Annotated in this window: 26 protein-coding genes; 15 read left to right on the top strand and 11 right to left on the bottom strand. The window is 68.0% G+C overall.

The window, feature by feature from the left end:
* Positions 1–49 precede the first annotated feature (49 nt).
* From QOZ81_RS04520 to QOZ81_RS04480, 9 genes are all read left to right on the top strand, one after another.
* Positions 50–535 carry a GNAT family N-acetyltransferase gene (locus QOZ81_RS04520; RefSeq protein WP_291200942.1) on the top strand — a complete coding sequence of 162 codons (486 nt, stop codon included), beginning with the start codon at positions 50–52 and terminating at the stop codon, positions 533–535.
* A complete protein-coding gene (locus tag QOZ81_RS04515) occupies positions 532–900 on the top strand; it encodes a holo-ACP synthase (protein ID WP_291200945.1) in 369 nt (122 codons plus the stop codon). The genes QOZ81_RS04520 and QOZ81_RS04515 overlap by 4 nt, the downstream gene beginning before the upstream one ends.
* A gap of 216 nt (positions 901–1116) precedes the next feature.
* On the top strand, positions 1117–1974 hold the full coding sequence (locus QOZ81_RS04510; protein WP_291200948.1) for a CheR family methyltransferase: 858 nt from the start codon (positions 1117–1119) through the stop codon (positions 1972–1974).
* 17 nt (positions 1975–1991) lie between these two features.
* A complete protein-coding gene (locus QOZ81_RS04505) occupies positions 1992–2840 on the top strand; it encodes an HDOD domain-containing protein (RefSeq protein ID WP_291200951.1) in 849 nt (282 codons plus the stop codon).
* Position 2841: 1 nt separating this feature from the next.
* A complete protein-coding gene (locus QOZ81_RS04500) occupies positions 2842–3705 on the top strand; it encodes an HDOD domain-containing protein (protein WP_291200954.1) in 864 nt (287 codons plus the stop codon).
* Between the two features lie 9 nt (positions 3706–3714).
* Positions 3715–4827: a protein-glutamate methylesterase/protein-glutamine glutaminase gene (locus tag QOZ81_RS04495; RefSeq protein WP_291200957.1), complete on the top strand. Its 1113-nt coding sequence runs from the start codon at positions 3715–3717 to the stop codon at positions 4825–4827.
* Positions 4828–4839: 12 nt separating this feature from the next.
* On the top strand, positions 4840–5715 hold the full coding sequence (locus QOZ81_RS04490) for a hypothetical protein (RefSeq protein WP_291200960.1): 876 nt from the start codon (positions 4840–4842) through the stop codon (positions 5713–5715).
* A 3-nt stretch (positions 5716–5718) separates the two neighbouring features.
* Positions 5719–7677: a sensor histidine kinase gene (locus QOZ81_RS04485; RefSeq protein ID WP_291200963.1), complete on the top strand. Its 1959-nt coding sequence runs from the start codon at positions 5719–5721 to the stop codon at positions 7675–7677.
* Positions 7674–9596, top strand: a complete 1923-nt coding sequence (locus tag QOZ81_RS04480; RefSeq protein WP_291200966.1) for an ATP-binding response regulator — start codon at positions 7674–7676, stop codon at positions 9594–9596. Before QOZ81_RS04485 ends, QOZ81_RS04480 begins: the two co-directional genes overlap by 4 nt.
* A 141-nt stretch (positions 9597–9737) precedes the next feature.
* On the opposite strand, the gene lpxD is transcribed toward QOZ81_RS04480, so the two are convergent.
* On the bottom strand, positions 9738–10739 hold the full coding sequence (gene lpxD / locus QOZ81_RS04475; RefSeq protein ID WP_291200969.1) for a UDP-3-O-(3-hydroxymyristoyl)glucosamine N-acyltransferase: 1002 nt from the start codon (positions 10737–10739) through the stop codon (positions 9738–9740).
* 66 nt (positions 10740–10805) lie between these two features.
* Here lpxD and QOZ81_RS04470 point away from each other — a divergent pair, with 66 nt between their 5' ends.
* From QOZ81_RS04470 to QOZ81_RS04460, 3 genes are read left to right on the top strand one after another with little or no spacing between them, the layout of a single operon-like run.
* Positions 10806–11600 carry a prolipoprotein diacylglyceryl transferase gene (locus QOZ81_RS04470; RefSeq protein WP_291200972.1) on the top strand — a complete coding sequence of 265 codons (795 nt, stop codon included), beginning with the start codon at positions 10806–10808 and terminating at the stop codon, positions 11598–11600.
* Entirely contained in the window at positions 11597–12580 is a 984-nt protein-coding gene (locus QOZ81_RS04465) for an RluA family pseudouridine synthase (protein ID WP_291200975.1), read from the top strand. The genes QOZ81_RS04470 and QOZ81_RS04465 overlap by 4 nt, the downstream gene beginning before the upstream one ends.
* Before the next feature lie 44 nt (positions 12581–12624).
* Positions 12625–13089 carry a rhodanese-like domain-containing protein gene (locus QOZ81_RS04460; RefSeq protein ID WP_291200978.1) on the top strand — a complete coding sequence of 155 codons (465 nt, stop codon included), beginning with the start codon at positions 12625–12627 and terminating at the stop codon, positions 13087–13089.
* 4 nt (positions 13090–13093) lie between these two features.
* Here QOZ81_RS04460 and QOZ81_RS04455 read toward each other — a convergent pair whose 3' ends face one another.
* The 4 genes from QOZ81_RS04455 to acs all read right to left on the bottom strand — a co-directional run bounded on the left by QOZ81_RS04455 (position 13094) and on the right by acs (position 17748).
* Entirely contained in the window at positions 13094–13705 is a 612-nt protein-coding gene (locus QOZ81_RS04455) for a hypothetical protein (protein WP_291200981.1), read from the bottom strand.
* Between the two features lie 297 nt (positions 13706–14002).
* Positions 14003–15217 carry an AmpG family muropeptide MFS transporter gene (locus QOZ81_RS04450; protein WP_291200984.1) on the bottom strand — a complete coding sequence of 405 codons (1215 nt, stop codon included), beginning with the start codon at positions 15215–15217 and terminating at the stop codon, positions 14003–14005.
* A gap of 47 nt (positions 15218–15264) precedes the next feature.
* Positions 15265–15753, bottom strand: a complete 489-nt coding sequence (locus QOZ81_RS04445; protein WP_291200987.1) for a DUF2231 domain-containing protein — start codon at positions 15751–15753, stop codon at positions 15265–15267.
* 63 nt (positions 15754–15816) lie between these two features.
* A complete protein-coding gene (gene acs / locus QOZ81_RS04440; protein WP_291200990.1) occupies positions 15817–17748 on the bottom strand; it encodes an acetate--CoA ligase in 1932 nt (643 codons plus the stop codon).
* Between the two features lie 129 nt (positions 17749–17877).
* Between acs and QOZ81_RS04435 the strand changes: the two genes are divergently transcribed.
* Positions 17878–18504 (top strand): DUF5655 domain-containing protein, encoded by a 627-nt coding sequence (locus QOZ81_RS04435; RefSeq protein ID WP_291200993.1) that lies wholly within the window; start codon positions 17878–17880, stop codon positions 18502–18504.
* 40 nt (positions 18505–18544) lie between these two features.
* On the opposite strand, the gene QOZ81_RS04430 is transcribed toward QOZ81_RS04435, so the two are convergent.
* From QOZ81_RS04430 to QOZ81_RS04420, 3 genes are all read right to left on the bottom strand, one after another.
* A complete protein-coding gene (locus QOZ81_RS04430) occupies positions 18545–19135 on the bottom strand; it encodes a DinB family protein (protein WP_291200996.1) in 591 nt (196 codons plus the stop codon).
* Between the two features lie 220 nt (positions 19136–19355).
* Positions 19356–21713 (bottom strand): S41 family peptidase, encoded by a 2358-nt coding sequence (locus QOZ81_RS04425; protein WP_291200999.1) that lies wholly within the window; start codon positions 21711–21713, stop codon positions 19356–19358.
* 35 nt (positions 21714–21748) lie between these two features.
* On the bottom strand, positions 21749–22228 hold the full coding sequence (locus QOZ81_RS04420) for an aminoacyl-tRNA deacylase (protein ID WP_291201002.1): 480 nt from the start codon (positions 22226–22228) through the stop codon (positions 21749–21751).
* A gap of 14 nt (positions 22229–22242) precedes the next feature.
* Here QOZ81_RS04420 and QOZ81_RS04415 point away from each other — a divergent pair, with 14 nt between their 5' ends.
* Together QOZ81_RS04415 and QOZ81_RS04410 are read left to right on the top strand one after the other, a co-directional pair.
* A complete protein-coding gene (locus QOZ81_RS04415) occupies positions 22243–22914 on the top strand; it encodes an SDR family NAD(P)-dependent oxidoreductase (RefSeq protein ID WP_291201005.1) in 672 nt (223 codons plus the stop codon).
* Positions 22915–22959: 45 nt separating this feature from the next.
* Positions 22960–24204, top strand: coding sequence for a rhomboid family intramembrane serine protease (locus QOZ81_RS04410; protein ID WP_291201008.1), 1245 nt, complete (start codon positions 22960–22962; stop codon positions 24202–24204).
* A gap of 40 nt (positions 24205–24244) precedes the next feature.
* Here the strand turns inward: QOZ81_RS04410 and QOZ81_RS04405 are convergent, their stop codons facing one another.
* The 3 genes from QOZ81_RS04405 to QOZ81_RS04395 form a co-directional block, all read right to left on the bottom strand.
* Complete coding sequence (locus QOZ81_RS04405; RefSeq protein WP_291201058.1) at positions 24245–25438, bottom strand: hypothetical protein; 1194 nt, start codon at positions 25436–25438, stop codon at positions 24245–24247.
* A 125-nt stretch (positions 25439–25563) separates the two neighbouring features.
* Positions 25564–26352: an arylamine N-acetyltransferase family protein gene (locus QOZ81_RS04400; protein ID WP_291201061.1), complete on the bottom strand. Its 789-nt coding sequence runs from the start codon at positions 26350–26352 to the stop codon at positions 25564–25566.
* On the bottom strand, positions 26342–26722 hold the full coding sequence (locus QOZ81_RS04395) for a tautomerase family protein (protein ID WP_291201064.1): 381 nt from the start codon (positions 26720–26722) through the stop codon (positions 26342–26344). The genes QOZ81_RS04400 and QOZ81_RS04395 overlap by 11 nt, the downstream gene beginning before the upstream one ends.
* Between the last annotated feature and the right edge of the window lie 8 nt (positions 26723–26730).

Raw genomic sequence — 26730 nt, 5'->3', positions numbered from 1 at the left:
TGGCCTGGACCGGGCCCCGGGGGGAGGCCTTTGAGTTACCTTAGGAGCCATGCTGACGTTCCGACCGATCCGCCCCGAGGATGATCCCGCCGTGGCGGCCATCATCCGCCAGGTCATGCCGGAGTTCGGCGCCGATGGCCCGGGCTTCGCCATCCACGACCCGGAAGTGGATCACATGAGCGCTGCCTATTCGGTACCGGGGGCGGCCTACTTCGTGGTGGTGGATGGGGGAGATCAAGTGGTGGGCGGCGCGGGCATCGCGGCCTTGGAAGGCGGCGAGCCCGGGACCTGCGAGCTGCGGAAGATGTACTTCCTGCCGGAAACCCGGGGACAGGGCATGGGTGAGACCCTGCTGCGGCACTGCCTGGTGGTGGCGCAGGACCTGGGGTACCGGACCTGCTACTTGGAAACCCTCTCCGGCATGGACCAGGCCATCCGCCTCTACGGCAAGCTCGGCTTCAAGCCCCTCTGCTCGCCCCTGGGTCGCACCGGCCACGGGGGCTGCGACCACTGGTTCGCCCGGGAGCTTGCGTGATCGTCGGCCTGGGAACGGATCTCTGTCCCCCCAGCCGCTGGCGCCACCTGGTGGAGCGCTTCGGGGCAGAGAAGTGCGCCGGGCGCATCCTCCATCCGGAGGAGGCCGCCTACCTGCTGGGGGGCAACCGGGAACGCCTGCCGGAGCGCCTGGCGGGGCGCTGGGCCCTGAGGGAGGCCTTCGGCAAGGCCCTGGGCCAGGGCCTGGACGGCTGGTCCTGGAAGGAGCTGCGCTACGTCAACGGCCGCCTCTGGGCCGTGGGGGGCCTGGCCGATCTACTGACTTCCAGGGACATCCGGGTCCTGCATGGCAGCGTCAGCCACGATGGGGACCTGGCCCTGGCGGTGGTCATCCTGGAGCGCTGATGCTGTCCGGGGGGGAGGCTCCGCCTCTGCGCTCCGCATAGCGGAAGCAGGAGCCTCGCGGGAGCGAGGCGCTAGGCGGAGGCCTGCTCGCTTCGCGAGCGATGTCCCCCCGGGAGCCCCCGCGCCTCCACCGGGCAAAGCCCGGTGGAGGCGCCTGATACCGACCCAAACTCAAGCCTTTGGATCCGAGGCCGATCCCGCGGGCAGGACGACCCGATGGATCCACTCCAGGCCAAACAGCAGATGACCCTTGCCGAGTTCCGGAGCCTCCGGGACTTCATCTATGCCAAGTCGGGCATCTTCTTCAGCGAGTCCAAGCAGTACTTCCTGGAGAACCGGCTGAGCAAGCGGATCGGAGAGCTGAAGCTGCGCACCTACGGCGACTACCTCTCCCTGCTGCAGGGCAGCCAGGGGGCCGCGGAGCTGAAGCGGCTCTTCGTGGAGATCACCACCAACGAGACCAGCTTCTGGCGCAACCCGCCCCAGATCGAGGCCTTCCAGAACATCGTGCTCCCGGACGCGGCCAAGCAGGCCCGCGAGCGGGGGCAGAGCCGCCTGCGCATCTGGTCAGCGGCCTGCTCCAGCGGCGAGGAGCCCTACACCCTGGCCATGATCTGCCAGGACCTGAAAGACACGGTCCTGCGGGGCTTCACGGTGGAGATCCTGGGGACGGACATCAGCGAGAAGGTGCTGGCCCAGGCCCAGGACGGCGTCTACAACAGCTACACCCTGCGCAACCTGACGCCGGACCAGCTCCAGCGCCACTTCATCCCGCTGGGGAAGGACCTCTTCCAGGTGAAGCCCGAGCTTCAGCGGCTCACCAGCCTGAGGAACTTCAACCTGGTGGACTATCCGGCCTACCGGCAGTTGGGCGCTTTCGACGTGATCTTCTGCCGGAACGTCCTCATCTACTTCGACGAATCCGTCAAATCCCAGGTGCTCAAGGGTTTCCACGGCCAGCTCCACCCCAAGGCCTACCTGCTGGTGGGACACAGCGAAAGCATCCATGCTTTCAACACCGGTTTTGAGCTGCTGCACTTCAGCAAGGCCATGGGTTACCGGAAGCGGACCTGAAAGGCCAGGAGCGGATCATGCCCATCACCCCCCAAGAACTCATCGCCAACCTCGGAGACCTGCCGCCGCTGCCGCAGGTGGCCTCCCAGGTGCTGCGCGTATCCGCCGATCCCGATGCCAATGCCGAGGACCTCCGCAAGGTCATCTCCATGGACCAGGCCCTCACCAGCCAGATCCTGAAGATCTCCAACTCCGCCATGTTCGGCATGGTGCGGGAAGTCACGACCCTCACCCAGGCGATCATGACCCTGGGATTCTCGACCATCAAGAGCGTGGTCATCGCCAGTTCCGCCAAGAACCTCTACCACCGGGGCGCCGTCGGCCTCCAGGAGCGGCTGATCTGGGAGCACGCGCTGGTCTCCGCCATCGCCAGCCGCGCCTTCGCGAAGAGCCTCCGCTTCCCGCGCATGGAAGAGGCCTTCATCGGCGGCCTGCTGCACGACATCGGCAAGTCCGTCATGGGCGTGAAGTTCCCCGAGCGCTACGGGACTCTGCTGCGCACCGTCTACAACGAGCAGGGCGTCTGTCTGGACCTCGAGCTGGATACCTTCGGCTTCGACCACGCCATGGTGGGCGAGGCCCTGGTGAACAAGTGGAACCTGGCCCCCAGCCTGCAGGCGGCGGTGCGCTTCCACCACGACCCCATCCATGCCCCCGAGGACTACCAGGAGCTGACCGCCATCGTGGCCCTGGCCAACCACCTGGCCCTGGAGGAGAAGGTGGGCATCGGTGACCCCCGCCACCTCGAAGGTGCCTCCCTGCAGGCCATGGAGATCCTGCAGCTGGGCCCCGAGGCCCTGACCGGCATCAAGGAAGGCGTCCGGACGGCCATCGAGCAGGACAAGTCCATGATCGCGGAGTTCTAACATGATTTCCCGGGAGCAGTTCACCTCGCGCCTGAAGGCCAGGACCCTTCCGAGCCTCCCCCTGACGGTGGTGGCTCTGGGTGAGGCCGTGCAGGACGAGCGCTGCACCGTGGACCGCATCCTCGGCATCCTCTCGAAGGACCCCTCCCTGTCGGCCACCCTGCTGCGTCTGGCGAATTCCGCCCTGTATGCCGGCTCGGATTCCGTCATGGATCTCCGGACGGCCGTGCTGCGCCTGGGCTTCGATGCCGTGGCCAACCTGGGCACCGGCGCCGCGGTCATCAAGACATTGAAGGGCGGCACCCATCTCGACGCACTGAAGCTCTGGCAGCACAGCGTGGCCGTGGGCCTCACCGCCAAGGGCGTCTGCATCCTGGCCAAGCGGCATGGGCAGGCGGAAACCGCCTTCCTCTGCGGCCTGCTCCACGACATCGGGAAGGTCGCCCTGGATACCTGCTTCCCGGAAGACTACGCCGAAGTGCTCAAGGCCGTGGCCGAGGGTGCCTACTTCGTGGACGCGGAACGCGCCCTGCTGGGCATGGACCACGCCGAGGCCGGAGCCCTGCTCGCCGCCGACTGGTCCTTCCCCGAGAGCATCGTCGACGTGATCCGCGATCACCACGATCCCAAGTCCGAGGATTTCCTGCCGAACCTCATCCACCTGGCCGACCTGCTGGTGCGCACCCGCATCCCCATGGGCCCGGCCGACGAGCGGCTGATGATCTCGCTCGACGACCTGCCGGCCTTCAAGGCGGTCCTGGCCGGCGCCCTGCACAAGGATCTGGACGTGGAACGGATGACCTTCTCCATCGACGACGAAGTGGATCACGCCCTGGCCTTCGTCGAAGTGGCATTCCAGGCTTGAGGCGAACCCATGACGATCCGGATCCTGGTGGTGGACGACAGCCCCTTCATGAGGAAGTCCCTGCAGAAGATGCTGGAGGAGGCACCCGACCTGCGCGTGATCGCCACGGCCCGCGACGGCATCGACGCCCTTGAAAAGATCGCGGAGCACAAGCCCGACATCGTCACTCTCGACATCGAGATGCCGCGGATGGACGGCCTCACCTGCCTGAAGAAGATCATGGCGGAGCACCCCATGCCGGTGCTCATGGTGTCCAGCCTCACCCAGGAGGGCGCCCAGGCCACCCTGGATGCGCTTTCGCTCGGTGCCCTCGACTTCATCCCCAAGGAGAGCGGCTTCGCCAGCATGAGCATCCTGCAGATCCAGCACGACCTGCAGGAGAAGGTGCGGCGCCTGGCCACCAGCCCGCGCTTCCACAAGACGGCGCCGGCCTCTGCCACGCCCGCCCCCACCCCCTCGACGCCACCGCCTCCGGCGGCGGGCGCGCCCCCCAAACCGGCCGCTCCGCCCAAGGCGGCGCCCCCCTTGGGGATGGGCCTCGGCTCTCCCCAGGCGGAGCTGTTGCTGATCGGCAGCTCCACTGGCGGCCCCAAGGCCCTGCAGGACATCCTGCCGACCATTCCCGCCAGCCTGCCGGTGGCCTGCCTCATCGTCCAGCACATGCCCAGCACCTTCACCAAGCCCTTCGCTGACCGGCTGAACGGCCTCTGCCAGGTGCACGTGAAGGAGGCCGAGCAGGGCGAGCCCCTCAAGGCGGGCACAGTCTACATCGCGCCCGGCGGCATCCACATGACCTACGGCGCCCGCGGCCCGAAGGGCTGCATCGAGCTGAGCGCCGAACCCGTGTCCTCCCTCCACCGTCCCAGCGTGGACGTCCTCTTCCTCAGCGTGGCGGAACTGTTCCGGGGCCAGGTGCTCGCGGGCATTCTCACGGGCATGGGCGCGGATGGCGCCAAGGGCATGGAACAGCTGAAGCGGAAGGGGGCCCACACCCTGGCCGAATCCGAGGAGAGCTGCGTGGTCTACGGCATGCCTCGGGCCGCCGTGGAGCGCGGTTGCGTGGACGTGGTCGCCCCTCTGGGCGACATCCCCGGCCACCTGCGGCGCCACTTCCACATTTAGGAGCATGCCCACGTGCTGACTCCCGCGATCCTGGGATCCCTGCGGATCCCGGCCTCCGCGGCCCCCTCCGCCCCGGCCCTCTTCAGCGCCCTCACGGGACAGACCATCGAGGCCACCCTCGAGGCCGTCCTGCCGGAGGGCCTCCTTCTGCGCCTGGCGGACGGCAGGCAACTCCAGGCCCAGGGCAGCCTGCCCTTCCCGCCCGGCAGCACCCTCGCCCTGCGCGGGGTGCCGCTGCCGGAGGGTGCCGGCCTACGCCTCCAGGTGGTCCGGGCCACGCCACCGCCCAGCCCGGCCCTGCTCGCCCCCCTGGTCTTCGGCGAGGCCGGCCCCCTGCTGGCCCGGCTCCAGTCCAGCGCCGCCCAGACGCCGCTCGGTCAGCTGCTGGGTCAGCTGCTGCAGGCGGGCCTGGCCGTGGCGGAACAGCCGGAAGCCTGGTCGTCCTGGCTGAAGGAAGCCATGAAGGCCCTCGCCGACCCGGCCGTTTCCCCCGCCGAGTCGGCCTTCCACCAGCTGCAGGCCAAGGAAGGCACCGGCTGGTTCGAGATCCCCCTGCCCTGGGCGCCAGGCGCAGAGCCCATGCGGCTCTGGATCGAAGGGGAGGGAGATCCCGCCGGATCCGGGACCGACGCGGTCCACCGCGTGTTCCTGAGCGTCCCCTTCTCCACCCTTGGCGAGGTGCGGCTGGGGCTGGAACAGCGCAGCGCCGGATTGAGGGTCCGGTTGTGGCTGCAGGACCCCGGGCAGGTCCCGGCCCTGCGCCAGGACCTGGAGGCCGAGCTCGTCTCGCTGGGGCGGCCCGTGGATCTCCAGGTGTTCGCCCTTCCCCCGGATGCGCCGGATCTGAGGGCGCTGGCCGGCGGCAGCCCCCTCCAGGCCATGGGGTGAGCCGTGACTGAAACCACCCTTCAACCCTCTTCCGTGACAGAAGCCTTCTCGGCCCAGTCCGGGGTCCGGGGCCGACGACCGGGTCTGATGACCGTGCTGGCCGGCTACTGGGCCGCCTTCATCCTGCTGCACCTGGTGGCCTCCGCCCTGAGCACGAAGGACGGGGTCTCGGTCTGGTACCTCCCGGCGGCGCTGAGCGTCGCGCTGCTGCTGGCCTACGGGCCGAAGGTCCTGCCCGCGGTCATCCTGGCGCCGCTGCCCGTGGACCTGTGGCTCCGCCCCATGGGAATGGGGCCCTGGACCATCCTGGCCGTGTCGGGTCTCTATGCCGGCGGCCACGCCCTGGCCGTCCTGGCCTTCCGCAAGGCGCGGCTGTCGATCCGCCTCCATCGCACCCAGGATGTGGGCGGCTTCCTGCTTCTCGTCTTCTTCGGCCCCCTGCTGGCCTCCCTGCCCGTGTACGCCCTGCTGCGCAGCCTGGGCCTCCTCCAGGGCATCCACCTCGCGAATGGCGTGCGGATTCTGCTCCTGAGCGACGCCCTCGGGGTGCTCACCCTGGGGCCCGCCCTGCTCCTGTGGGTGCGGCCCTGGCTGAACCTCGGGAGTGCCCGGCTCAAGCCCCTCGCTCCGGCCCTCCGGCCCCTGGAGTTCCTGGCCCAGGCCCTCGGCCTGTTCCTGATCACGGTCCTGGTGGTGCGGTTCAGCGAACCCGGCACCCTGCACCTGAAGTACCTGCTCTTCCTGCCCATGACCTGGCTGGTGGTGCGGGGGGGACTCCGCGCCGCCAGCCTGGGTTTCCCGATCCTGGGCCTGGCCTTGATCATTCTCATCCTGCGGAATGACCTGCCTGTGGAGGCGCAGCTGGGGATCCAGTCCTTCCTCGGCGTCCTGTTCGGGATGGCCATGTTCCTGGGCTCCGCCATGGATGCGCAGCGGGCGGCGCTGGGCATCCGCGACCGCCGGAGCCGCCACCTGAACCAGCTCATGGAGGTCACCGGGGCCATCCCCTGGGAGATGGACCTCAACACGGGACGCTGCAGCTACCTGGGCAGCGCCGTCGAAACCCACTTCAGCTGGCCGCCGGAACAGTGGCTGAAGCAGCCCTTCTGGGGCGAGGTGATCGATCCTGAGGATCAGCTCGCCTTCCTTAGGTTCCTCCTGGAGATCAGCCGTCCCGAGGGGGATCGCCAGCTCGAATTCAGGCTGCGGAGCCCCGCGGGCGGCGAGCACTGGGTGCGGGTGGCGGGCGGCCTGGAATCCAGGCGGGGACAGGGGCGGGTCATGGGCTTCCTGTTCGACATCCACGCCCACAAGCACGCCGAGGAGAACGCCCTCCGGGCCACCCTGAGGGAGAAGGACCTCCTGCTGCGCGAGATCCACCACCGGGTGAAGAACAACCTCCAGGTGGTCTCCAGCCTGCTGCGGCTGCAGGCCTCCACGCAGGAGGATCCGGCGGTCCACCTGGCCCTCCAGGAGGCCCAGGAGCGCGTCCAGGCCATCGCCCTCATCCACCAGAAGCTCAAGCACGCCCCCGATTTCTCTCAGCTCGACCTGCCCGGCTACGTGCAGACCCTGGCGGAACGCCTGGTCCGGAGCTACGCCAGCGTGCCCGCCCTCATCGACCTGCGGGTGCAGGTGGCCAGCGTGGAGCTCGGACCGGACGCCCCGGTCCCGCTCGGGCTGATCCTGAACGAGCTGGTGGCCAATGCCCTCCAGCACGCATTTCCGGTTGGACAGGGCGGCAGCCTGGACATCCAGATCGAACCGGACGCCCAGGGCCGGGTCACGCTCCGCGTGGCCGACTCGGGACAGGGCCTGCCGGAATCCGTGGATCTGGACAGCGGCGGCCTGGGATTCCAGTTGGTCCGGGCCCTGACCGATCAGCTGGGGGGAACCCTGGAGCTCGAACGGCGCCGGGGTGCCTCCTTCCTCCTGAGCTTCCCCCCCAGCCGCCACCCATGAGCCAACCCCGGATCCTGATCGTCGAAGACGAGGCCATCGTGGCCATGGACCTCCGTCTGCACCTCCAGGACCTGGGCTACGGCGTGTCCGGACTGGCCTCCACCGGCGAAGAGGCGGTGGCCATGGCGGCGAGCACGAGACCCTCCCTGGTGCTCATGGACATCTCGCTCGGGGCCGGGATGGATGGCATCGAGGCCGCCCACCACATGCAGGACCTGGGCCTGCCCGTGGTGTACCTCACCGCCTTCGCGGACGAGACGACGCTCACCCGGGCCAAGGAGAGCGGCCCCTACGGCTACCTCCTCAAGCCCTACGATGAGCGGACCCTCCATTCGACCATCGAGATGGCCCTCTACCGCCACCGGATGGAGCTGGAGCTGAAGGCCAGCGAGTCCCGCATGCGGGCCATCATCGAACATGCGCTGGACCTGGTCGTGATTCTCGACCAGTCGGGGCGGGTCGCCTACAGCAGCCCCTCCGCCTCGAAGATCCTGGGCTACCGACCCGGGGAGCGGATCGGGACCCCGGCCATCGAGTTGGTCCACCCCGAGGACCTTGCGGTCTTCGCCGGCGTGCTGGCCGAACTGCTCCAGAACCCCGGGGCCTCCAGGACCCTGGAGATCCGCATCCTGCACAAGGACGGCACGCCGAGGCTCATGGAGGCCGTGGCGCACAACGCCCTGGAGGTGCCCGGCGTGCACGGGATCGTCGTCAACGCCCGGGACATCACCGAGCGGCGCCAGGTGGAGCTGGACCGCCAGATCATGGAAGCCAAGGTGCAGCAGGCGCAGAAGCTCGAGAGCCTGGGCGTGCTGGCGGGCGGCATCGCCCACGATTTCAACAACCTGCTGATGGGCATCATGGGCCACGCGGGCCTGGCCCTCATGGACCTCCAGGTCGACAGCCCCCTGCGGCGACGCCTGCACCAGATCGAGCTGGCCGCCACCCGGGCCGCGGAACTGACCAACCAGCTGCTGGCCTACTCCGGCCGTGGCAAGTTCCTGGTCGAGCCCCTCTCACTGTCGCGCCTGGTGGACGAGATGGAGAGCCTGCTGGAGACCGTGATCTCCAAGAAGGCCGTCCTCGAGCACCGCTATGCCCCCGACCTGCCCCTGATCGACGGGGACGCCACCCAGATCCGGCAGGTGATCATGAACCTCATCACCAACGCCTCGGATGCCCTGGACGAGCGGACCGGCCGGATCACCATCACCGTGGGCGCCATGCCCACCGGACCCCTCACCCCCTGCCTGGCGGGTACGCCGCCGGAGGGGGAGTCGGTCTTCCTGGAAGTGAAGGACACCGGCTCCGGGATGGCCCACGACACCCTCGGGCGGATCTTCGATCCCTTCTTCACCACCAAGTTCACCGGGCGCGGACTCGGGCTGGCCGCCGTCCTCGGCATCATGCATGGCCACCAGGGCGCCATCCAGGTGCTCAGCGAGCCCGGCCAGGGCACGACCTTCCGACTGCTCTTCCCCCGCTCCGAAGGGACCCATGGCCAGGACCTCTGGCAGGACCGCCCCTCCCTGTCCTATTCGAGCCAGGGGACCATCCTCGTCGTGGATGACGAGGAGACCGTGCGCAGCGTCGCCGCCGCCACCCTGGAGCGCTGCGGCTTCCAGGTCGAGGTCGCCACCAATGGCCGCGACGGCCTCAGGGCCTACCGCGACCGGGCCACCGACATCCGCGCCGTGGTGCTCGACCTCACCATGCCCATCCTGGGCGGGGACGAGGTCCTCGCGGAGCTGCGCTCCGGAGGCGGACCGGGGACTGCCGTGCCCGTCCTGCTCTCCAGCGGCTACAGCAGCTCAGACGTGGCGGGCAACCTCCAGCGCTTCGCCCCCATCCAGTTCCTGCAGAAGCCCTACAACCCGGGCGACCTCATCCAGAAAATCCGGAGCTGCCTGGGCGAGTAACCAGAAACCGCGAAATTGAAAAAACACCCAACCGCGAATGGCGCGAATGGCCCTTCGGGCGCGCGAATAGAAAGCGGAAGATCGGAGTTCCTGCCTTATTTGCGTTCATTCGCGACATTCGCGGTTCCAGCCTTTTTGCGGTCAGCCTCTCCGAAGCTGTTTCATCAGCCGCGGCAGCCGGTTCAGGGCGGCCTGGGCCTCGGTCCATTCCTTGTGGGGGCGGGCCGGGAAGCCGGTGACGAAGCTGCCCTCGGGCAGGCTCTTGGCCACCACGCTGTTGCCGCCCACCACGCTGCGGCTGCCGATCTCGATGTGGCCCACCACGCCGACCTTGCCGGCCAGCGTCACGTAGTCCCCGAGCTTCGTCGAGCCGCTGATGCCGGTCTGGCTCACCAGCAGGCAGTGGCTCCCCACCTGCACGTTGTGGCCCACCTGCACCTGGTTGTCGATCTTCGTGCCGGTCCCAATGCGGGTGGGCCCCAGCACGCCGCGGTCGATGCAGACGCAGGCGCCGATCTCCACGTCGTCGCCCACCTCCACCCAGCCCACCTGCGGGATCTTGGCGTGGCGGCCCTCCGCCAGCACGTAGCCGTAGCCGTCGCTGCCCACCACAGAGTTGGCGTGCACGGCCACGCGGTTCCCCAGCCGGGTGCGGCGGTAGAGCACGGCGCCCGGGAACAGCTCGCAGCCCTCTCCCAGCACACAGTCGTCGCCGATGTGGGCGCCCGGGTGGATGACGCAGCCCTTCCCCAGCACCGTGCGGGCCCCCACCGTGGCGCCCGGCGCGATGCGGCTGCCCTCCCCCACCTGCGCCGTGGGATTGACCGGCGCGTGACTCCATTCCGGCGCCGGTTCCGGGTGCAGCCAGCCGATGGCCTGGGCAAAGGCCCAGTAGGGATGCTTCACGCGCAGCACGGGGCGGCCGCCAAGCTCCACGGTGGCGTCCACGAAGATCAGGCCCGCGGCGCTGTCCTTGGCTTTGCCCGCATATTTGGGGTTGGCCAGGAAGGACACCGAGCCCGCCCCTGCCTCCTCCAGGGGCTTCACTTCGGAAATGGGGCGTTCCGGGGGACAATGCTCCAGGACGCCACCCAGACGTTCGGCCAGATCCTGCGCGGTCAGGGTCGTCACGGTCCGGGACATGGGGGCCTCCTCGTCAGCCATCAGCCTACCGTCCTCCGTTTCCAATCTCCCCCCGGAATCCGAACCATGCATCCTGTCCTCTTCGAGATCGGCTCGTTCCCCCTGGGCACCTACGGGCTGCTGCTGGCCATCGCCTTCTTCGCCGGCGCGGGCCTCGCCAAGCGGCAGGCCAAGCTCGATGGCCTGGCCCCCGCGGCCATCACGGATCTCGCCATCGCCATGCTCATCTCCGCCATCCTGGGCTCCAAGCTCCTGATGATCGTGGTGGACCTGATCGGCGGCGCGCCCCTGCGGGAGGTGTTCTCCTTCGCCACCCTGCGGGCGGGCGGCGCCATCCACGGGGGCATCATCGCCGCCACGGCGGTGTTCTTCTGGAAGCTGCGCAAGGGCCAGGGCCTGCCCCTGCGGATCACGGGCGACGCCCTGGTGCCCGGCGTGGCCCTGGGCCAGGCCATCGGCCGCCTGGGCTGCTTCTCTGCCGGCTGCTGCTACGGCACCGAGAGCCACGCCTCCTGGGCCACCACCTTCACGGACCCCATCGCCCACGCCTTCAGCGGCACGCCCCTGGGCATCCCGCTCCATCCCGTGCAGCTCTACAACTCACTGGCCAACCTGGCCGTGATGGCTGTCCTGCTGCTGGCCAGGCCCAAGCGGGCCTTCCAGGGCCAGATCTTCGCCCTCTACTTCCTGGTGGAGGGCCTGGGCCGCGTCATCACCGAGACCTGGCGGGGCGATGTGGATCGCGGCACCGGCTGGCTGGGCTGGGTCTGGCTGAGCACCGGGCGCCTCACGGGCATTGCATTCATGTTGCTGGGACTGGGCCTCTGGTTGGTCTGGAGCCGGCGTAAGGAGACGAAGTGAAATTGATCGCCGAAGAAGGCGCCCCCCGCCTGGATCGCTTCCTCGCGGATCGCCATCCCGAGATCCCCCGCGCCCGCTGGGATGTCCACGTCCGCACGGGCGAGATCAAGGTGAACGGCGTGGCGGTGACCAAGGGCGGCGTGAAGCTGCGCCCGGGCGACGTGGTGGAGACCGAGCTCCCCGCGGTGGCGCCTCCCGCGGCCCACCTGGAAGCCGAGGACATTGACCTGCCGTCGCTCTTTGAGGACAACCAGCTGTGGATCGTCAACAAGCCCGCGGGCATGGTCGTGCATCCAGGCCCTGGCCACCAGGGTGGCACCGTGGTGAACGCGCTGCTGCACCGCCTCAAGGCACCCGTGGTGGTCGAGGTCGTTGAAGAGGACGAGCCCAGCGAGGACACGGAGGAACTCTCCACCGGCTGGCCGGGCCTGGTGCACCGCCTGGACCGCTACACCACGGGCTGCCTCTGCCTCGCCAAGACCGCCGAGGCCCAGCGCGCCATCCAGGACCAGTTCAAGGCCCGCACCGTGGAGAAGCGCTACCTGGCCATCGTGCGCCACTCGCCCAAGCTGCCCCAGCTGGGCAGCCTGCTCATCGACGAGCCCATCGCCCGCCACAAGCGGGACCGCCTGCGCATGGTGGTGGCCGCGGGCGGGCGCTCCGCCCAGACCCGCATCCGCGTTCTCGCCCGCACCACCAGCGCCGCCCTGGTGGAGTGCGAGCTGCTCACGGGCCGCACACACCAGATCCGCGTCCACCTCGCCCACCTGCGGGCGCCGCTCATGGGCGATCCCCTCTACGGCGGCCCCGGCAAGTGGAAGGACGTGGACGGCCAGCCGCTGCTGCTGCCCCACCCGGCCCTCCACGCCTGGAAGCTGTCCGTGGACCACCCCCTGACCGGGGCCCGGATCGATGCGGAGGCCCCCATCCCCGACGCCTTCCGCGCCCTGGCGGCCGCCCTGGGCTTGCCTGGGTTCTGAGCCGGGGGCATCATCCCGGCAGGGCATCCATACCCGGGGGATCCATGTTCGGCACCGCGCTCGCACCCACGACCCTGGAAGGCTGGCTGAATGCCCATCCCCACCTGCCTGGGATCCTGCTGGCAGCCCTCTGCCTCCTGATCCTCTTCCTGGTGGTCCTGCCCCGGATCGCCTCCCGGCGCCGGGGGAAGGGGCGCCCGGTCCTGGATCCAGTGCAGGTGGAGGAACTGGTCACGGGATCCGGCGCCCTGGTGGTGGACCTGCGGAGTGCCGAGGACTTCCGGACGGGACACATCCGCGGCTGCCTGCACGTGCCCTTCGCGGAGTTCCCGCAGCGGTTCACAGCCCCGGATCCCAAGGCCCGTCGGGCCCTGGTCCTGGTGGATGAGACCGACGAACTGGCCCATCAGGCCTTCGACCTGCTGACCCAGCGGGGCTTCACCTGGCTCTACGTGATGCGGGGCGGCATGAAGGCCTGGCGGCGGACCAACCGGCCCCTGGCGAGGTGAGGGCCTACTTCTTCGGCTGGTCCGCTGCGGGCTTCCTGGGTGCGTCCAGCGTGGCCGCGAGGGCCTCGGTGGGGGCGCTCTGGAAGGCGAGGTGCATGATCCACCAGCGCTTGCCGTCGAAGACGCACTGCAGGGCGTTGGTGCCCGTGTAGAGCGCGGGGCCGTCCGCCTCCAGGCGGATCTCGTAGGGCGACCAGACCTGGGCGATGCCCTCCTGCTTCGTGACGGTCACCGCCGTGCCCTTCTCGTAGAAACCCTTCTCCCACTGGGGAATCGCGAAGGCCAGGAAGGCCTCCAGATCCATGGGGCGCATGAAGGCGCCCTTCTCGGGGTGCTTGGCCGCCACCGCCAGGCGGGCCTGGAGGTGGAACAGGGCGCGGATCTTCTCGATGCTGCGCTTCTGGTCCTTCGGGCCGGAGATGAACGCGTAGAGCGAGGCGGTCAGCGCCTCGGGCGTGCCGGTCTCCGCTTCGCCCAGGTCCGCCCGGACCAGCTCCTTGATGGGATTCGAGCTGATGGGAGGCGCCGTGGGCAACTCGGCCACCGGCTTCTTGACGGGGGGCGGGCCCTGGGCAAGCAGGGACAGGGCGGTCAGGCAGAGCAGCGGACGGATCACGGAACCTCCGGAGTATAGAGTGCGTAACAAACCCCCACGTGGTCGCGCGAGGGTCGCCGGGCGAGCGAGGCGAGGAACGCGAGTCGAAGCGTAGCGGGTACTACGCGCGACGAGCGTGACGCTGCATCGCGACGCCCGCCGCCCCTCGCCCGGAGGGATGAAGCCAGGCAGGCGCCCCGCGGCGTCAGGTCCCTTGAACAACGAACCACGTTGCCCCGCGGGCCCTTCCTTGGGGTGCATCCTGCCTGGCTTCATCGCGGCCTCGTCGGGGTTTGTTAGGCACTCTAAGCGACTTTGTCACGACTCGGGCGCTTCGGGGAGCCCCCAGCGGTCCCAGAGCAGCAGCAACAGCAAGCCAGGGATGGCCGCCGCCGCGCAGACGGGGAAGTAGAGCTTCCAGCCGTACCAGTCCGCCATGAAGCCCGTCATCCCTGCGAAGAGCGTCCGGGGCAGCGCCGTCAGCGCACTGAACAGGGCGTACTGGGTGCCGGTATAGGTGCGGTTGCAGCTGCCCATGAGCAGGGCGACCAGGGCGCTACCGCCCATGCCATAGGCCAGGTTCTCCAGAGTGTTCGCCGCCACGAGCAGGGGCAGGTGCCGGCCCAGCAGGGAGATGGCCCAGAAGCCGAGGATGCTGCCAGCCTGCACGAACCCGCAGATCCACAGCGCCTTTCTGAGGCTCATGCGCATGAGCATCCAGCCGCCGATCAGCCCCCCCAGGATGATGGCCACCATGGCCGTGGTCTTCTGCACGGTGCCGATCTGCAGCTTCGTGAAGCCCATGCCCCGCAGCAGGAAGGGCATGGTCATGGCCTCGGCCAGCCAGTCCCCCAGCTTGTAGAACACCGTGAAGGCCAGGAGCAGCCAGATGCCCCGGCGCCGGAGCAGATCCTTCATGGGCCCCACGACCGCCTCCTGCAGGGTGCGGGGCGCATGGGCCACGGCATCTGTATTGACCGCCAGCCAAGTGCCCGCCATCCCGAGACAGGTCAGGAAAGCCATCAGCAGGTAGCTGGTCCGCCACCCGAAAAACTGGGCCAGGCTCATCGCCAACCCGCCGCTCACCAGCATGGCCACGCGGTAGGCCGTGATGTGGATGCTGTTGCCCAGGCCCAGGAATTTCTGTTCCAGGGCTTCCGCCCGCCAGGCGTCCACGGCGATGTCGAAGGTGGCACTGGTGACGGCCACCGCCAGGGCGAGTACGGCCACGCGGTAGAGGTCCAGGCGGGGTTGTGACCGGGCCAGGAGGAACAGGGCCACAGCCATGCCGACCTGCATGAGCAGCATCCAGCCTCTCCGTCGACCCAGCCCTGGCAGGGCGTAGCGGTCCAGGAAGGGCGCCCAGAACACCTTCAGGCTGTAGGGCAGGGTCACGAAGCTGAAGAGCCCGATGGTGCCAAGGCTCAGCCCCTCGTCCGTCAGCCACAACTTCAGGGTCGACCCCGTCAGGAACAGGGGCAGCCCCGAGGCGAACCCGAGCAGGATGAGGACCAGAAGGCGGCGAGACGGCATGGGAGATGGTAGCGGGTGCGCCGCTGCGGTGGGCAGATGCTGCGGGATCAGCTCACCGGAGGCTCGGGGGCCGCGTGGGTGTGCAGGTCGTGGACCAGGTGTCCGCCGAGGTGGCCGGCGCGGGCCAGGGCGAGGACAGCGCCCGCCGCGAGGAACAGCCAGAAGACCAGCAGGCTGAGTTCGATGTGGCGGGCCAGTTCGCGCCTGCGCGCCAGGGGCAGCACCCAGAGCACCGCGAAGCCCCCGCCCAGCAGCCCGAAGATCAGGGTGGCCTTCTGCGCGGCGAGCTCGTGGTCGCGCAGCCCGGCCATGAGGGCCGGGGTGGCGCGGGCGTACCGCTCCACCGCGTCACCACTGGCCAGGGCCAGCATCAGCCCGCCGAAGCCGAGCACCAGCAGGACCAGGGCCGCAGCGTGGATGCCCCGCCGCTGGGCCGGCCACAGCAGCCCGAGCAGCACCAGCAGGGGGGCCACCGTGAGCAGGGCGATGGGGAAGTGGACGATGGCCGGGTGGAGGTGGTTCCAGGGCGGCAGCATGGGGACTCCAGGATCGACCTTCGATCATGGAGCATTACGCCGGAATGGGACACCCAGATGCGGTCAATCCGCGAGGGTGCTGAGGTCCCCCGGATCCTGACCCAGGGCCTCAGCCTTGAGGGCCCGGCGGAGGATCTTGCCGGAGCGGGTCTTGGGGAGGCTGGCCCGGAGCTCGATGTCAGAGGGCACGGCGATGCCGCCCAGGTCCTCGCGGACGTGGTCCTTCAGGCTGGCGATGAGGCCGGGTCCCGTGGCGACCCCCGCCCGCACGACCACGAAGGCCTTGATGTTCTCCCCCTTGATGGGATCGGGAATGCCCACCACGGCGCTCTCGGCCACGGCCGGGTGGCGAATGAGGGAACCCTCGACATCGGCGGTGCCGATGCGGTGGCCGGCAACGTTGAGCACGTCATCGGACCGGCCCAGCACGGCGATGTAGCCGTCGGCATCGCGGACCGCCACGTCGCCCACGGTGTAGTAGCCGGGGATCTCCTTCCAGTAGTCCTCGTAGCGCTTGTGGTCGTTCCACACGGTCCGCAGCATGTAAGGCAGCGGGAACTTGATGACCAGCAGGCCGCCCTGGCCGTCGGGCACGGGCGAGCCGTCCTTGTTCACCACCGCCAGTTGGGCTCCGGGCATGGCCTTGCCGGCCTTGCCGGGCCGCACTTCGAAGGTGGGCAAGGTGCCGATGACCGGACCGGCGATCTCCGTCTGCCACCAGTTGTCCACCACCTGGCCGTTGCCCTGGCCCACGAGGTGCTGCTGGGCCCAGCGGTGGGCCTCGGGATTGAGGGGCTCCCCGGCGCAGGCCATGAGGCGCAGGCGGCTGAGGTCGAACTTCCCGGGGGCCTCGGCGCCGTGGCTCATCCACATGCGCACGGCCGTGGGGGCTGTGAACATCACGTTGACGCCGAAGCGCTCGCAGATCTCCCAGGTAACATCGGGGCTCGGGTAGTCAGGCGCGCCCTCGCGGCAAAGCACGGTAGCGCCGATGCTCATGGGGCCGTAGACGATGAAGCTGTGGCCCACCACCCAGCCGATGTCCGAAGTGCTCCAGTAGATGTCGCGCTCCTGGATCTGGTAGAAGGCCTTGCTCAGGTAGTTCACGCCCACCAGGTACCCGCCCGTGGCATGCACCACGCCCTTGGGCTTGCCGGTGGTCCCGCTGGTGTAGAGGATGAACAGCGGGTGCTCTGCGTCCACCATCTCGGGATCGCAGTGGATGTCGCGGCCCTGCTGGATGTCGTAGAAGTCCTTCTCCCGCTCGCTGGCGAAGGTGACGGGCGCGTCGCCGGGACGGGACCCGCGCCGGTGGACGATGACGTGGTCCACCGAAGTCAGGTCGCGCACGGCCTCGTCCACGATGGGCTTCAGGGCGATGGCCTTCCCGCGGCGGTAGGTAAAATCGGAGCAGACGACCACCTTGGCGCCGGCATCCTCGATGCGGGTGCGGAGGGCCAGGGCGCCCATGCCCGCATAGACCACGCTGTGGATGGCGCCGATGCGGGCGCAGGCCAGCATGGAGATGATGCCTTCCGGCGTGAGCGGCATGTAGAGGATGACGCGGTCGCCCTTCTTCACGCCTAGGCGCTTCAGGGTGTTGGCGAAGCGGTTCATCTCGCGGTAGAGGCGGTTGTAGGTGTAGGAGCGCTCGTCGCCGTCCTCGCCCACCCACAGCAGGGCCGCCTTGTTGCGCCGGTCGCTGTGGACGTGGCGGTCGATGCAGTTCACCGTGGCGTTGAGCTTGCCGCCCAGGAACCAGGCGTGGTTGGGCGGATTGAACTCGAAGACCTTCGTCCAGGGCTCGGCCCAGTCGAGGGCCTTGGCCTTCTCCGCCCAGAAGGCGGCGGGATCGTCCTCGGCCAGGGCGCGTTCCACCTCGTAGTTGATGGCCGCCTGCTTGGCCAGCCAGCCCTTCATGGGAATGGGGGCCTCGCCCTTCTGCAGCGCCTGGATGGTCTTCTGCTGGGTAATGCTGATTTCCACTTCGCTCATGGAGGGCTCCGAGAACGGGATGCGGGTGGTGAGATGGGATTGGTTGGGAGGGAAGGTAGCACGAGGCCCGGGAGATCGCGGACAATCGATGACGGTCATCACAGCTACACCGGCCCCGGAGTCCTGCCCATGGCGAAAACCACCCACCTGGCCCCCTACGACGTCCACCCCAGCGTGGCCTATGTCCAGGCCATCCTCGCCAACTTCAAGACCAAGACCGGGCATACCCTGGAGGAGTGGGTGACCCTGCTTCGCCGTGAACAGCCGGCCGACCCCAAGGGCTGGCTGAAGGCCCGCGGCCTGGGCACCAACCAGGCGGGGTTCGTCCTGCAGCGGGCCGGGGCCGCCCCGGGCCATGCCTTCGACGACTCGCCGGAGGGCTACCTGGCCGCGGCACCGGGCTATGTCGATACGCAGTACGGCGGGAAGAAGGCCCTCCTGCGCCCCCTCTTCGAGCAGATCGTGGCCCACGCGCGCGGCCTGGGCTCCGACGTGAAGATCTGCCCCTGCGAGACCATCGTCCCCTTCTACCGGAACCACGTCTTCGCCGAGGTGAAGCCCTTCGCATCGCGGCTGGACCTGGGCCTCGCCCTGGGCGATCCCGCAGAGGTGAAAGACCCCGGCGGCCGGCTGAAGGACACCGGCGGCTTCGCCAAGAAGGACCGCATCACCCACAAGCTCGAACTCGCCTCGGAAGCGGATCTGAAGGCCGCGCTACCTTGGCTGAAACGGGCGTACGAGCAGGATGGGGCCTAGCAAGAGACACCAACCGCCGTTTGGTTGAGGCCGGGAAATCTCAGGACTTGGGCCTCGGACGGCTGGCGGGCGGCACGATGCCGTTCATGCGGAGGTACTCCACCATCTGGCCATAGTGGTCCATGCCGTGGAAGGCCAGAAGCGTGGCCATGCCGATGGCCGTGAAGTCAGGCCCCTGGCCGAAGGGGTTCTTGATGGGCCGGCTGCCGTTCTGGGCCGTGATGCTCTGGATGGCCTTCCGGGCGTAGGCGAAGGAATCCTTCATGTACTTCACGATCTCGGCCTTGGTCTTGAGGCTGTCGGGGCCCATCTCCATATCCCCCACCTCCGCCGGGGGCTTCTCACCCAGGATCATGGCGCCCATGGCGAAGTTCACGGCGGAGACATGCTTGATCTGCTGGGCGAAGGTCTTCACCCCCTTGAACTCGCCCTGGCTGGGGGCCCAGTCGAACTTGTCCTCGGGCATGGCCTCGGCGGCGCCGATGAACTGCATGGGCACCCACTGGTAGGTGCCGTCCATGGCCGCGCCGACGGCGGGCTCGGCGGCGGGGGCGGGCACGGGGGCCTTGGGTGCCGGGGCCTGGGCCGCCAGCGGCAGGGCGAGCAGGATGGAAAGAACCGTCATTTTCATGGTGATCTCCTGAGAAGGGAGGTCATCCTACACCCAACAAGCCACCCATGTGCAAACATCCATGCTGGAAGTCGGGCCCGTTACTCAGGATTTACTCGTCGGGCAACTCCGCTTGGAAAGCACGATGGCGTCATCTGAGCTGTGGTTCCTGGCGTTGCACGGTGCGAGCACCAATGAGGTCAACAATGGCCCCTGCCTCGACCGCCTGTTTACCAAGTGCCTACCTGGATACCTGCTCGAGGCCCTTTTCCAGAACCTCATCCCTTCCCTGAGCAAGCCCCTGGACGGTGGGCCGCACGGGCAGGGTGGGCTGGATGCCAACCCCATGGTGGGTCGACCCATCGTGCTTCAGCACTTTCATGCCGGTCCAGGAAATGGTGAAACCACCAGGCAGGGAGAAGGGATTTACATTGCCATTCGTGCCCGCCGTGGGCTCCCCCACAATCTCCGCCAGCTTGTACGCTTCGACGATGCCCAGGCAGGACTCGGCATAGCTGATGGCGCCGCCGCCCGTGAGAAAGGCCACCTTGCCCTGAATGCGGGGAGCCAGTGGTTCCAGATTCCAGCGACCCGAGGAATCCCAGGTCCAGCCCTTCCCGTCGGGCTGGGTGATCTGAGGCTTGTTCCAACGGGCGCTTTCCAGGGGTTTGTCGGTCAGGTGCTGAAGGAACGCGGGCCCCATTTTCGGATAGCCCCGCAGGTCGAAGACCACGCCCTTGGCCTGCGCCAGGTTGGGTAGCGCCGCCTCGAATTCCTTCTCCGAAATTCGATTCAGATCGAGATACCAGATGCCGGGCCTGAGTTCCCCCACCTTGGTTGCGGGTTGTCCATTCTCCAGAAGCCAATACTTCGCATCCCGCACCACGGTCGCCTGGCCGGGGAACCCTGTGGCGGTGACATAGGTCAGTCTCACTCGGGTTCCCGTTTCGCCAGCGAGGAATTCACTTGCGAGGCGATGGTTCATCCAGCCCTCACCAGCGGCAGAGATTTCCTCCTTCATCCGCGCAAGCCGTTTTCCTGAAGGTTCGCCATCTACGGACAGGATGCGGCTTCCCAGGGGCAGGTGTTTCGCGGTTCCTTCAGCGGACCGGATCACGGGAAGGCCGTCGATGACCACCAAGCCGAGCGCCGGGACGGAAGGATCGTCTTGGTCGGAGGCAGACACCCAGACATGACCATCCTTCAGCGTCGCGGTCATCCGCTTCAAGGTGTGGGTGAACGCGCTGGCATCCTTGTCCAAGGCCGCGGCATGCAGCGCCTTGGTCAGTTCCCGCGGCCAGTCCGTTTTCACCACGTCGAAATAGGGATAGAAGTGCTGGAACACGCCCCAGGCCAGGATGACGTCTCCGAGGCGCGTGGCGCGATCATCCGCCGTGCTGAAGAACCCGGTAGTGGGTTCAGGCAGGCCCGCAGGCAGAGAATCCACCACGGGGGCGGTCCTGGGCAGGGTGTGTTTGGCTTCGTTCGCAACACAAACGGTGGGGAGGACGGCTTGGACGCCCCCCGCCAGCTGCACGGTTTCGGGTGAGGCTGGATCCCGCCAGCCCTTGGACTTCCAGTCGGTGATGGGCGCGTATTCCCGGAGGCTCTTGTAGATGTTCGCGTTGTTCTGCCCCAGCCCCAAATGGTTCCAGCGCACCGCCAACACCGCGTCTGCAGGGACGGGGGCAGCCACCGGGGCCTTCCCCCCCACCATGAACCGGGCGCCCGGAGCCAGGGGCGCAAAGAAACGCTGGAGCCGCAACGCCAACGCCTTGGGGGTGGCAGCCCCTTCCACGGCCTTCACCCCCTCGGAGGCCAGACGATTCCAGTCCGCCTTGGCCGCTTCGTCGCTGGGGTGGAAGTAGCGCACCCGGTTCAGGACGACCGCCAGGGCTCCCAGGTTCTCCATTCCCCGAGGAGAGAGCACCTTCGGTCCTTCCGCCCTCAAAATGGGTGTATCACCCAGGATCTCAAGGGTCACGGGGCCAATCCAGGCCTGCAGGCCCCCGTGTGGAAGCATGACTCCCAGGGCTAGCGCCTCGGCATCTTGGGCCACATCACCAATGATCTCCGCAGGTGTCCACGCCGCAGCAAGCACCGGCCGGCTGTCCATGTTGTCGAAGAAGCCCATCTTCTGGCCCACCCGGTCCACTCGGAACCACATCTGGATTGGACTCGGCCTATCGGGATCGAGCGCCCCCAGGCGGAGCTGGGTCTTCAATCGGATGCGTTTGCCTCGGTAGGGCTTGGCATCAATCGATTGCATGAGATTCCCAAAATCACGCCAGGTGGGCTTGTTTCCACCCGTGAAAACGAGCTTGGCGCATCGCCTCCCGGGCAGTTGAGCATCTTCTGAAGTCTCCGCTTTGAATCCGAGCTCCCGACTTACCTTGGGCACAAACCAATCAGAAGGAGGCTGTCCGACCGCATCCTTTTGGAAGGTCCCGTTCTGGATCCCTTCGGGAAGTCGAGGCTTGGCGGGCTCTGGCGCTTGCGCGACGAGGGGCAAGGTGAGCGTGAGTCCAAGCACCTGAACGAGTCTGAACATGCTGTCTCCTGGCTGGAACAGAACCTCAAGCCGATCCGTCGCGAACACAGCAAAAGCTACCAGTAGGTTCAGTGCGCCAGATTTCAAGTAAGTGCCACGTGAACTCGCCTCAGACTCAACACACGCTCCAGGTCCTTTGGCTCCAGCCCCACCAGAAACCCCCGGCTGCCGCCGTTGAGGTAGATGCGGTCGAGCTCGAAGATGGTGGCCTCGGCATGGACGGGCATGGCCTTCTTCAGGCCGAGGGGGCTGGTGCCGCCGACCAGGTAGCCGCTGTGCCGGTTCGCGACCTCGGGCTTGCAGGGCTGCACGCTCCTGGCGCCGATCTGGCGGGCCAGCTCCTTGGTGCTCACCTCGCGGTCGCCGTGCATGAGGATGATCAGCGGCGCCCCCTTTTCATCCTCCATCACCAGCGTCTTGATGACGGCGTGTTCCGGCACGCCCAGTTCCCGGGCACTCACGGCCGTGCCGCCCTTGTCCTCGTAACGGTAGAGGTGCTCCGTATAGGCGAGGCCGGCCTGCTTCAGGATCCGGGTGGCGTTGGTGGAGGGCGCTTTCGACATGGCATCATCATTCCATGACTCAGCCCATCGCCCTCGTCACCGGAGCCTCCCGCGGCCTGGGCCGGGAGGTGGCCCGCCGCCTCGGGGCGGAGGGCTTCACGGTCCTTGCCGGCGTGCGGAACCCGGCAAGCATGAACCCCCTGCCGGGCGTGGAAGTGCTGCCGTTGGATGTCTCCGATCCCGCCTCCATCCGCGCTGCGGCGGCTTCCATCCGCGCGCGCCACGGCCGCCTGGAGGTGCTGGTGAACAACGCGGGCATCCTGCTCGACCGCATGGGCGATGCGCTGGCCCTCGAGGTCGAGCTTCTGAACCGCACCCTCGAAACGAACACCATGGGCCCCCTGCGCCTAATCCAGGCCCTGGCTCCCCTCATGCCCAAGGACGGCCGCATCGTGAATGTCAGCAGCGGGGGCGGCCAGCTCTCGACGCCCGCCACCTGGGCCCCCGCCTACTGCATCTCGAAGACCGCCCTCAATGCCGTCACGGTCCAACTCTCGGAGGCGCTCAGGCCCCAGGGCATCGCGGTCAACGCCGTCTGCCCGGGCTGGGTGCGTACGGACCTCGGTGGCCCCGAGGCGCCCCGCAGCCTCCAGCAGGGCGCCGACAGCATCCTGTGGCTGGCGCTCCAGGCCGATCCCGGGCTCACGGGCGGCTTCTGGCGGGATGGCGAGCGGATCCCCTGGTAGGAGACCTTCACCACCCCGGTGAATCGACGTTGGAGAAGCCCTGCCATGGATGCCCCCGCCCCCGAACCACCGCTTCGCCCCATCGCCGCCGCGGGCCCGGAGCCTGTCACCAAGACCTGTCCTGCCTGCGGGTTCGTCCAGGAGCACTGGGCCCAAATCTGCCCGAAGTGCGAGTACCTCTGGCCTGATCCCAACCAGGATCCCGATGGTTCCCAGGCCCGGCTGGCCCAGTTCCAGGACCAGCTGGCGACGAAGGCGCCCTTCCCCACGCTGACCATGGGCATCATCTGCGCGAACGTCGCCATCTATCTTGCGATGCTGCTGACCGGGGTCCATTTCCTCAAGCCGGGCGTGCCGGACCTCCTGACATGGGGCGCGAACCTTGGATCGGCCACCACCTCGGGCCAGTGGTGGCGTCTGTTCACCTGCACCTTCCTGCACATCGGCCTCATCCACCTCCTCTTCAACATGTACGTCCTCTGGGACATCGGGCGCTTCATCGAGCGTCTCATCGGCGCCGCCGGATTCGCCGCGGTCTATCTCCTGGCCGGCCTCGCGGGCAGCATCGCCTCCATGTGGTGGAATCCCTTCGTCGTGTCGGCGGGCGCGTCGGGCGCGATCTTCGGGCTTTATGGCTGCCTCATCGGGTACCTGCTGGCGGGATCCCGGGACATCCCCGAGGACGTGGCGAAGAATCTCAAAAAGAACGCCTTGATGTTCCTGGGTTACAACCTGGTCTGGGGGCTGACCCACCGTGAGCTGGACATGGCGGGCCACCTGGGTGGTCTGCTGGGGGGGCTGGCCTGTGGGTTCGTGATGGCGACGCGATTCCGCGTGCATGGCCCTGAAGCCAGGCCCCGGATCAACCTCCAGGTGCTGGCCTTCGGGCTTGCCATCCTGGCCCTCGCGGCGGCCCTGCGCCCGAAGACGGTGGACCTTCAGCGGGAGCTCGCCCGGTTTTCGGAAACTGAAATCAAGGTACAGGCCAGCTACAACCTGGCGCTCCAGAAGGCGAGGTCGAATGCCCTCTCGGATGCGGAATTCGCCCATCTCGTTGAAACGGAAGTGATCCGGCCCTGGCACTCGGCGCGCCTGCGGCTCGAGGGCGTCCATGGGCTCCCCGAGATCCAGGCCAGGCTGCTCTCCCGGATCGAGCGCTATGCCGAGACCCGTGAGCAGGCGTGGAACAGGCTTTCGGAGGCCCTTCGACTTCAAGATCTCGAGGGCATCCAACAGGCGAACGCCCTGCAGGCGGACGCCGACCGGCAGGCCAAGAGCCTGCGGGACTGAGGGCCATCGACCAGACTGGTTCGATGGGTTCCCCGACAGGTCAGCTCCTCGGACGGTGGCGCACGGGCAGGTCGGGATACATCTTCGTCACGCAGTCAGGACAGATGCCATGGGTGAACGTGGCCGCGGAGTGGGCCTGCACGTAGGATTCGATCTGGTTCCAGTACCCCTCGTCATCCCGGATCTTCTTGCAGCTGGCACAGATGGGCAGCAGGCCCCGCAGCTCCTGGACCTCCTCCCGGGCCCGCTCCCGCTCCCGCTTCCAGGCCCGGTGCAGCAGCCAGGCCAGGCCCGAAGTGAGCAGGGTGAAGAGCCCCGCGAGGCTCCAGCTCCAGCGCGACACGGTCCGCCACCGGGTCAGGTAGTCCTCGGAGCCCAGCCCCACATGGAGGTACAGCGGGTGCTGCCCGATTTTGGCGAAGGCGAAGGTCCGTTCCACGCCATCGACACCGCCCCGGGCCTTGTACACGGCCGAGGTGCGTCCCTGCTGGAACAGAGCCTGGAAGGTGGGGGAGATGTCCCGCCGCCCCACCACCTCTCCCAGGGCCTTGTTCACGGGGTATTTGGCATAGATGTCCAGCTGTCCGCCCCGCAGGGTCACGGTGCCGTGGGGGCCGAGGTCCATGCGCGACATCGACTGGGTGAACTGGTCGAGGGTGGTGGCCGCGTAGGCTACGCCGGCGAACCCGCCATCGGGACGCTCGACGCGCCGGGCGAAGATGAGCACCCACTGCCCGCTGATGCGCCCCACCACGGGCTCGGAGATCAGCAGGCCCGCCTTGGGGTTCCGCTGGGCCTCGGCGAAGTAGGCCCGGTCCGCCACGCTGAAGGCGCTGCCGGGCTGGACGCCGATGCCGTGGTCGATGCGTCCGTCGGCATTCGCGGTCCGGATGGAACTCAGCTCCGGGAACTGGGTGAAGAGGCGGGCGATGTAGGCGTTCAGTTCCGCGTCCCGGATGCCCCCGGTGCTCATCTGGCGGGTCATCTCGCCCCGGAGGGCGAAGAGGGCCAGATCGATCCGCTGGAGGTCGCCCGACAGCTGGCGATCCAGCACCTGGGTCAGGTTCTGGGCGGTGCGGCCGGCATCCTCCTCCGCTCGGTGAAGGTGCCACCGCAGGATCGCCACGGTGAAGGCCAGCACCAGGAGGTTCACCACGAGGAGGACGCCGACGACCATCCGGATGCCACCGGCCGGGTGGTCCGAAGGCCTCGCTGCCACTGGAGACATTGCCAAGACCCCTCCTCGGTCCGACGAGACCGGTTGCCTGGCCTCAGCCCTGCAGGGACATCATCGACGGGCATGGCTGGATTCTTAAGGATTCCGCCATCTTTCCGGCCCGGCCATGCGGGTGGCGGGGTTCAGCCCTCCAGTGCCAGGAACCTTGCCCCCTCGGGCACGTCGATCCCGAAGGTCCCCCGCAGCATGGGGATCACTTCCTCCGGCGCCAGCTCGCGGCCCGCCACCTGATCGCCCCGCAGCTCGGCGTAGGCGCGGTTGCGGAGGATCCGACGCACCTCCGGCCCGGGCAGCTGGGCGGTGAGCGTCTTGATGAAGCGCGAGTCGGGATGGGTGCTGGTGTAGTGGCTGGCCAGCTCGAAGTCGATGGGGAAGCGCGGCGCGGGCTCGAAGGCGTAGAGATCCTCCCAGGCGCCGTGATGGAAGGACTGGAGCACGCGCAGACCGCCCTCCTCGCCCACCCGGTAGGTGTTCAGGAACTGCACGTGGGCCGCCCCGTCCAGGGGCACCGGCCCAAGCAGGCCCTCGCCCCCGAAACCCGCGTCCGCCAGCCAGTCGCTCCCGCCCAGCCGCACCAGCAGCAGCATGTGGGTGCGGGGGAGCAGCACTTGCGCCCCCAGCCGCACCCGGGCCTCGCAGGAAATGACCTCGAACCCGGTGGCCTTCAGCACGGCCTGGAACAGCGTGTTGTGCTCGAAGCAGTAGCCGCCTCGCCGCTGCCGAACCAGCTTGGCCTGCAGCGAAGTCAAGTCGAGATGGATGGGCAGGCCCAGCTGGATGTCCAGGTTCTCGAAGGGAATGCTCGTGGCATGGGCAAGGTGCAGCGCCCGCAGGCCCGCCAGATCCGCCAGGGGCGGTTCCTTCAGGCCGATGCGCCGAAGGTAGGCGCCCAGGTCCAGCTCAGCGGACATACTGCGCTTCGCCATTGCCGAAGGACCAGTCCGCCAGGTCGTTCTCCACCAGGCAGACCAGGATGTCCTCGGCGCGCAGACCGGGATTCCGGGCCAGGTTCTCGGCGATGCGGCGGTAGAGGGCCTGCTTCATTTCCACGGTCCGGCCCCGGCGCAGGGTGATCTGGATGGCCACCCAGTCGGGCGTCCGCTCGATGCCCAGATAGTGGGCATCGAAGATCAGGCCGGCCGCATGCTCGGTGAGGATGTGGAAACGGTCGTCCGGAGGCACGTTGACGGTGCCTGCCATCGCCTCCTGGATGCCGTCGGACAGGGCCTGCCGGTAGGCTTCGGAGGCGCCGGACCGGTGGGAGATGCGGACGAGGGGCATGGGATCTC

This window comes from Geothrix sp. (assembly GCF_030219325.1).
GTDB lineage: Bacteria > Acidobacteriota > Holophagae > Holophagales > Holophagaceae > Geothrix.
This window is presented reverse-complemented; position numbering and strand designations above follow the sequence as displayed.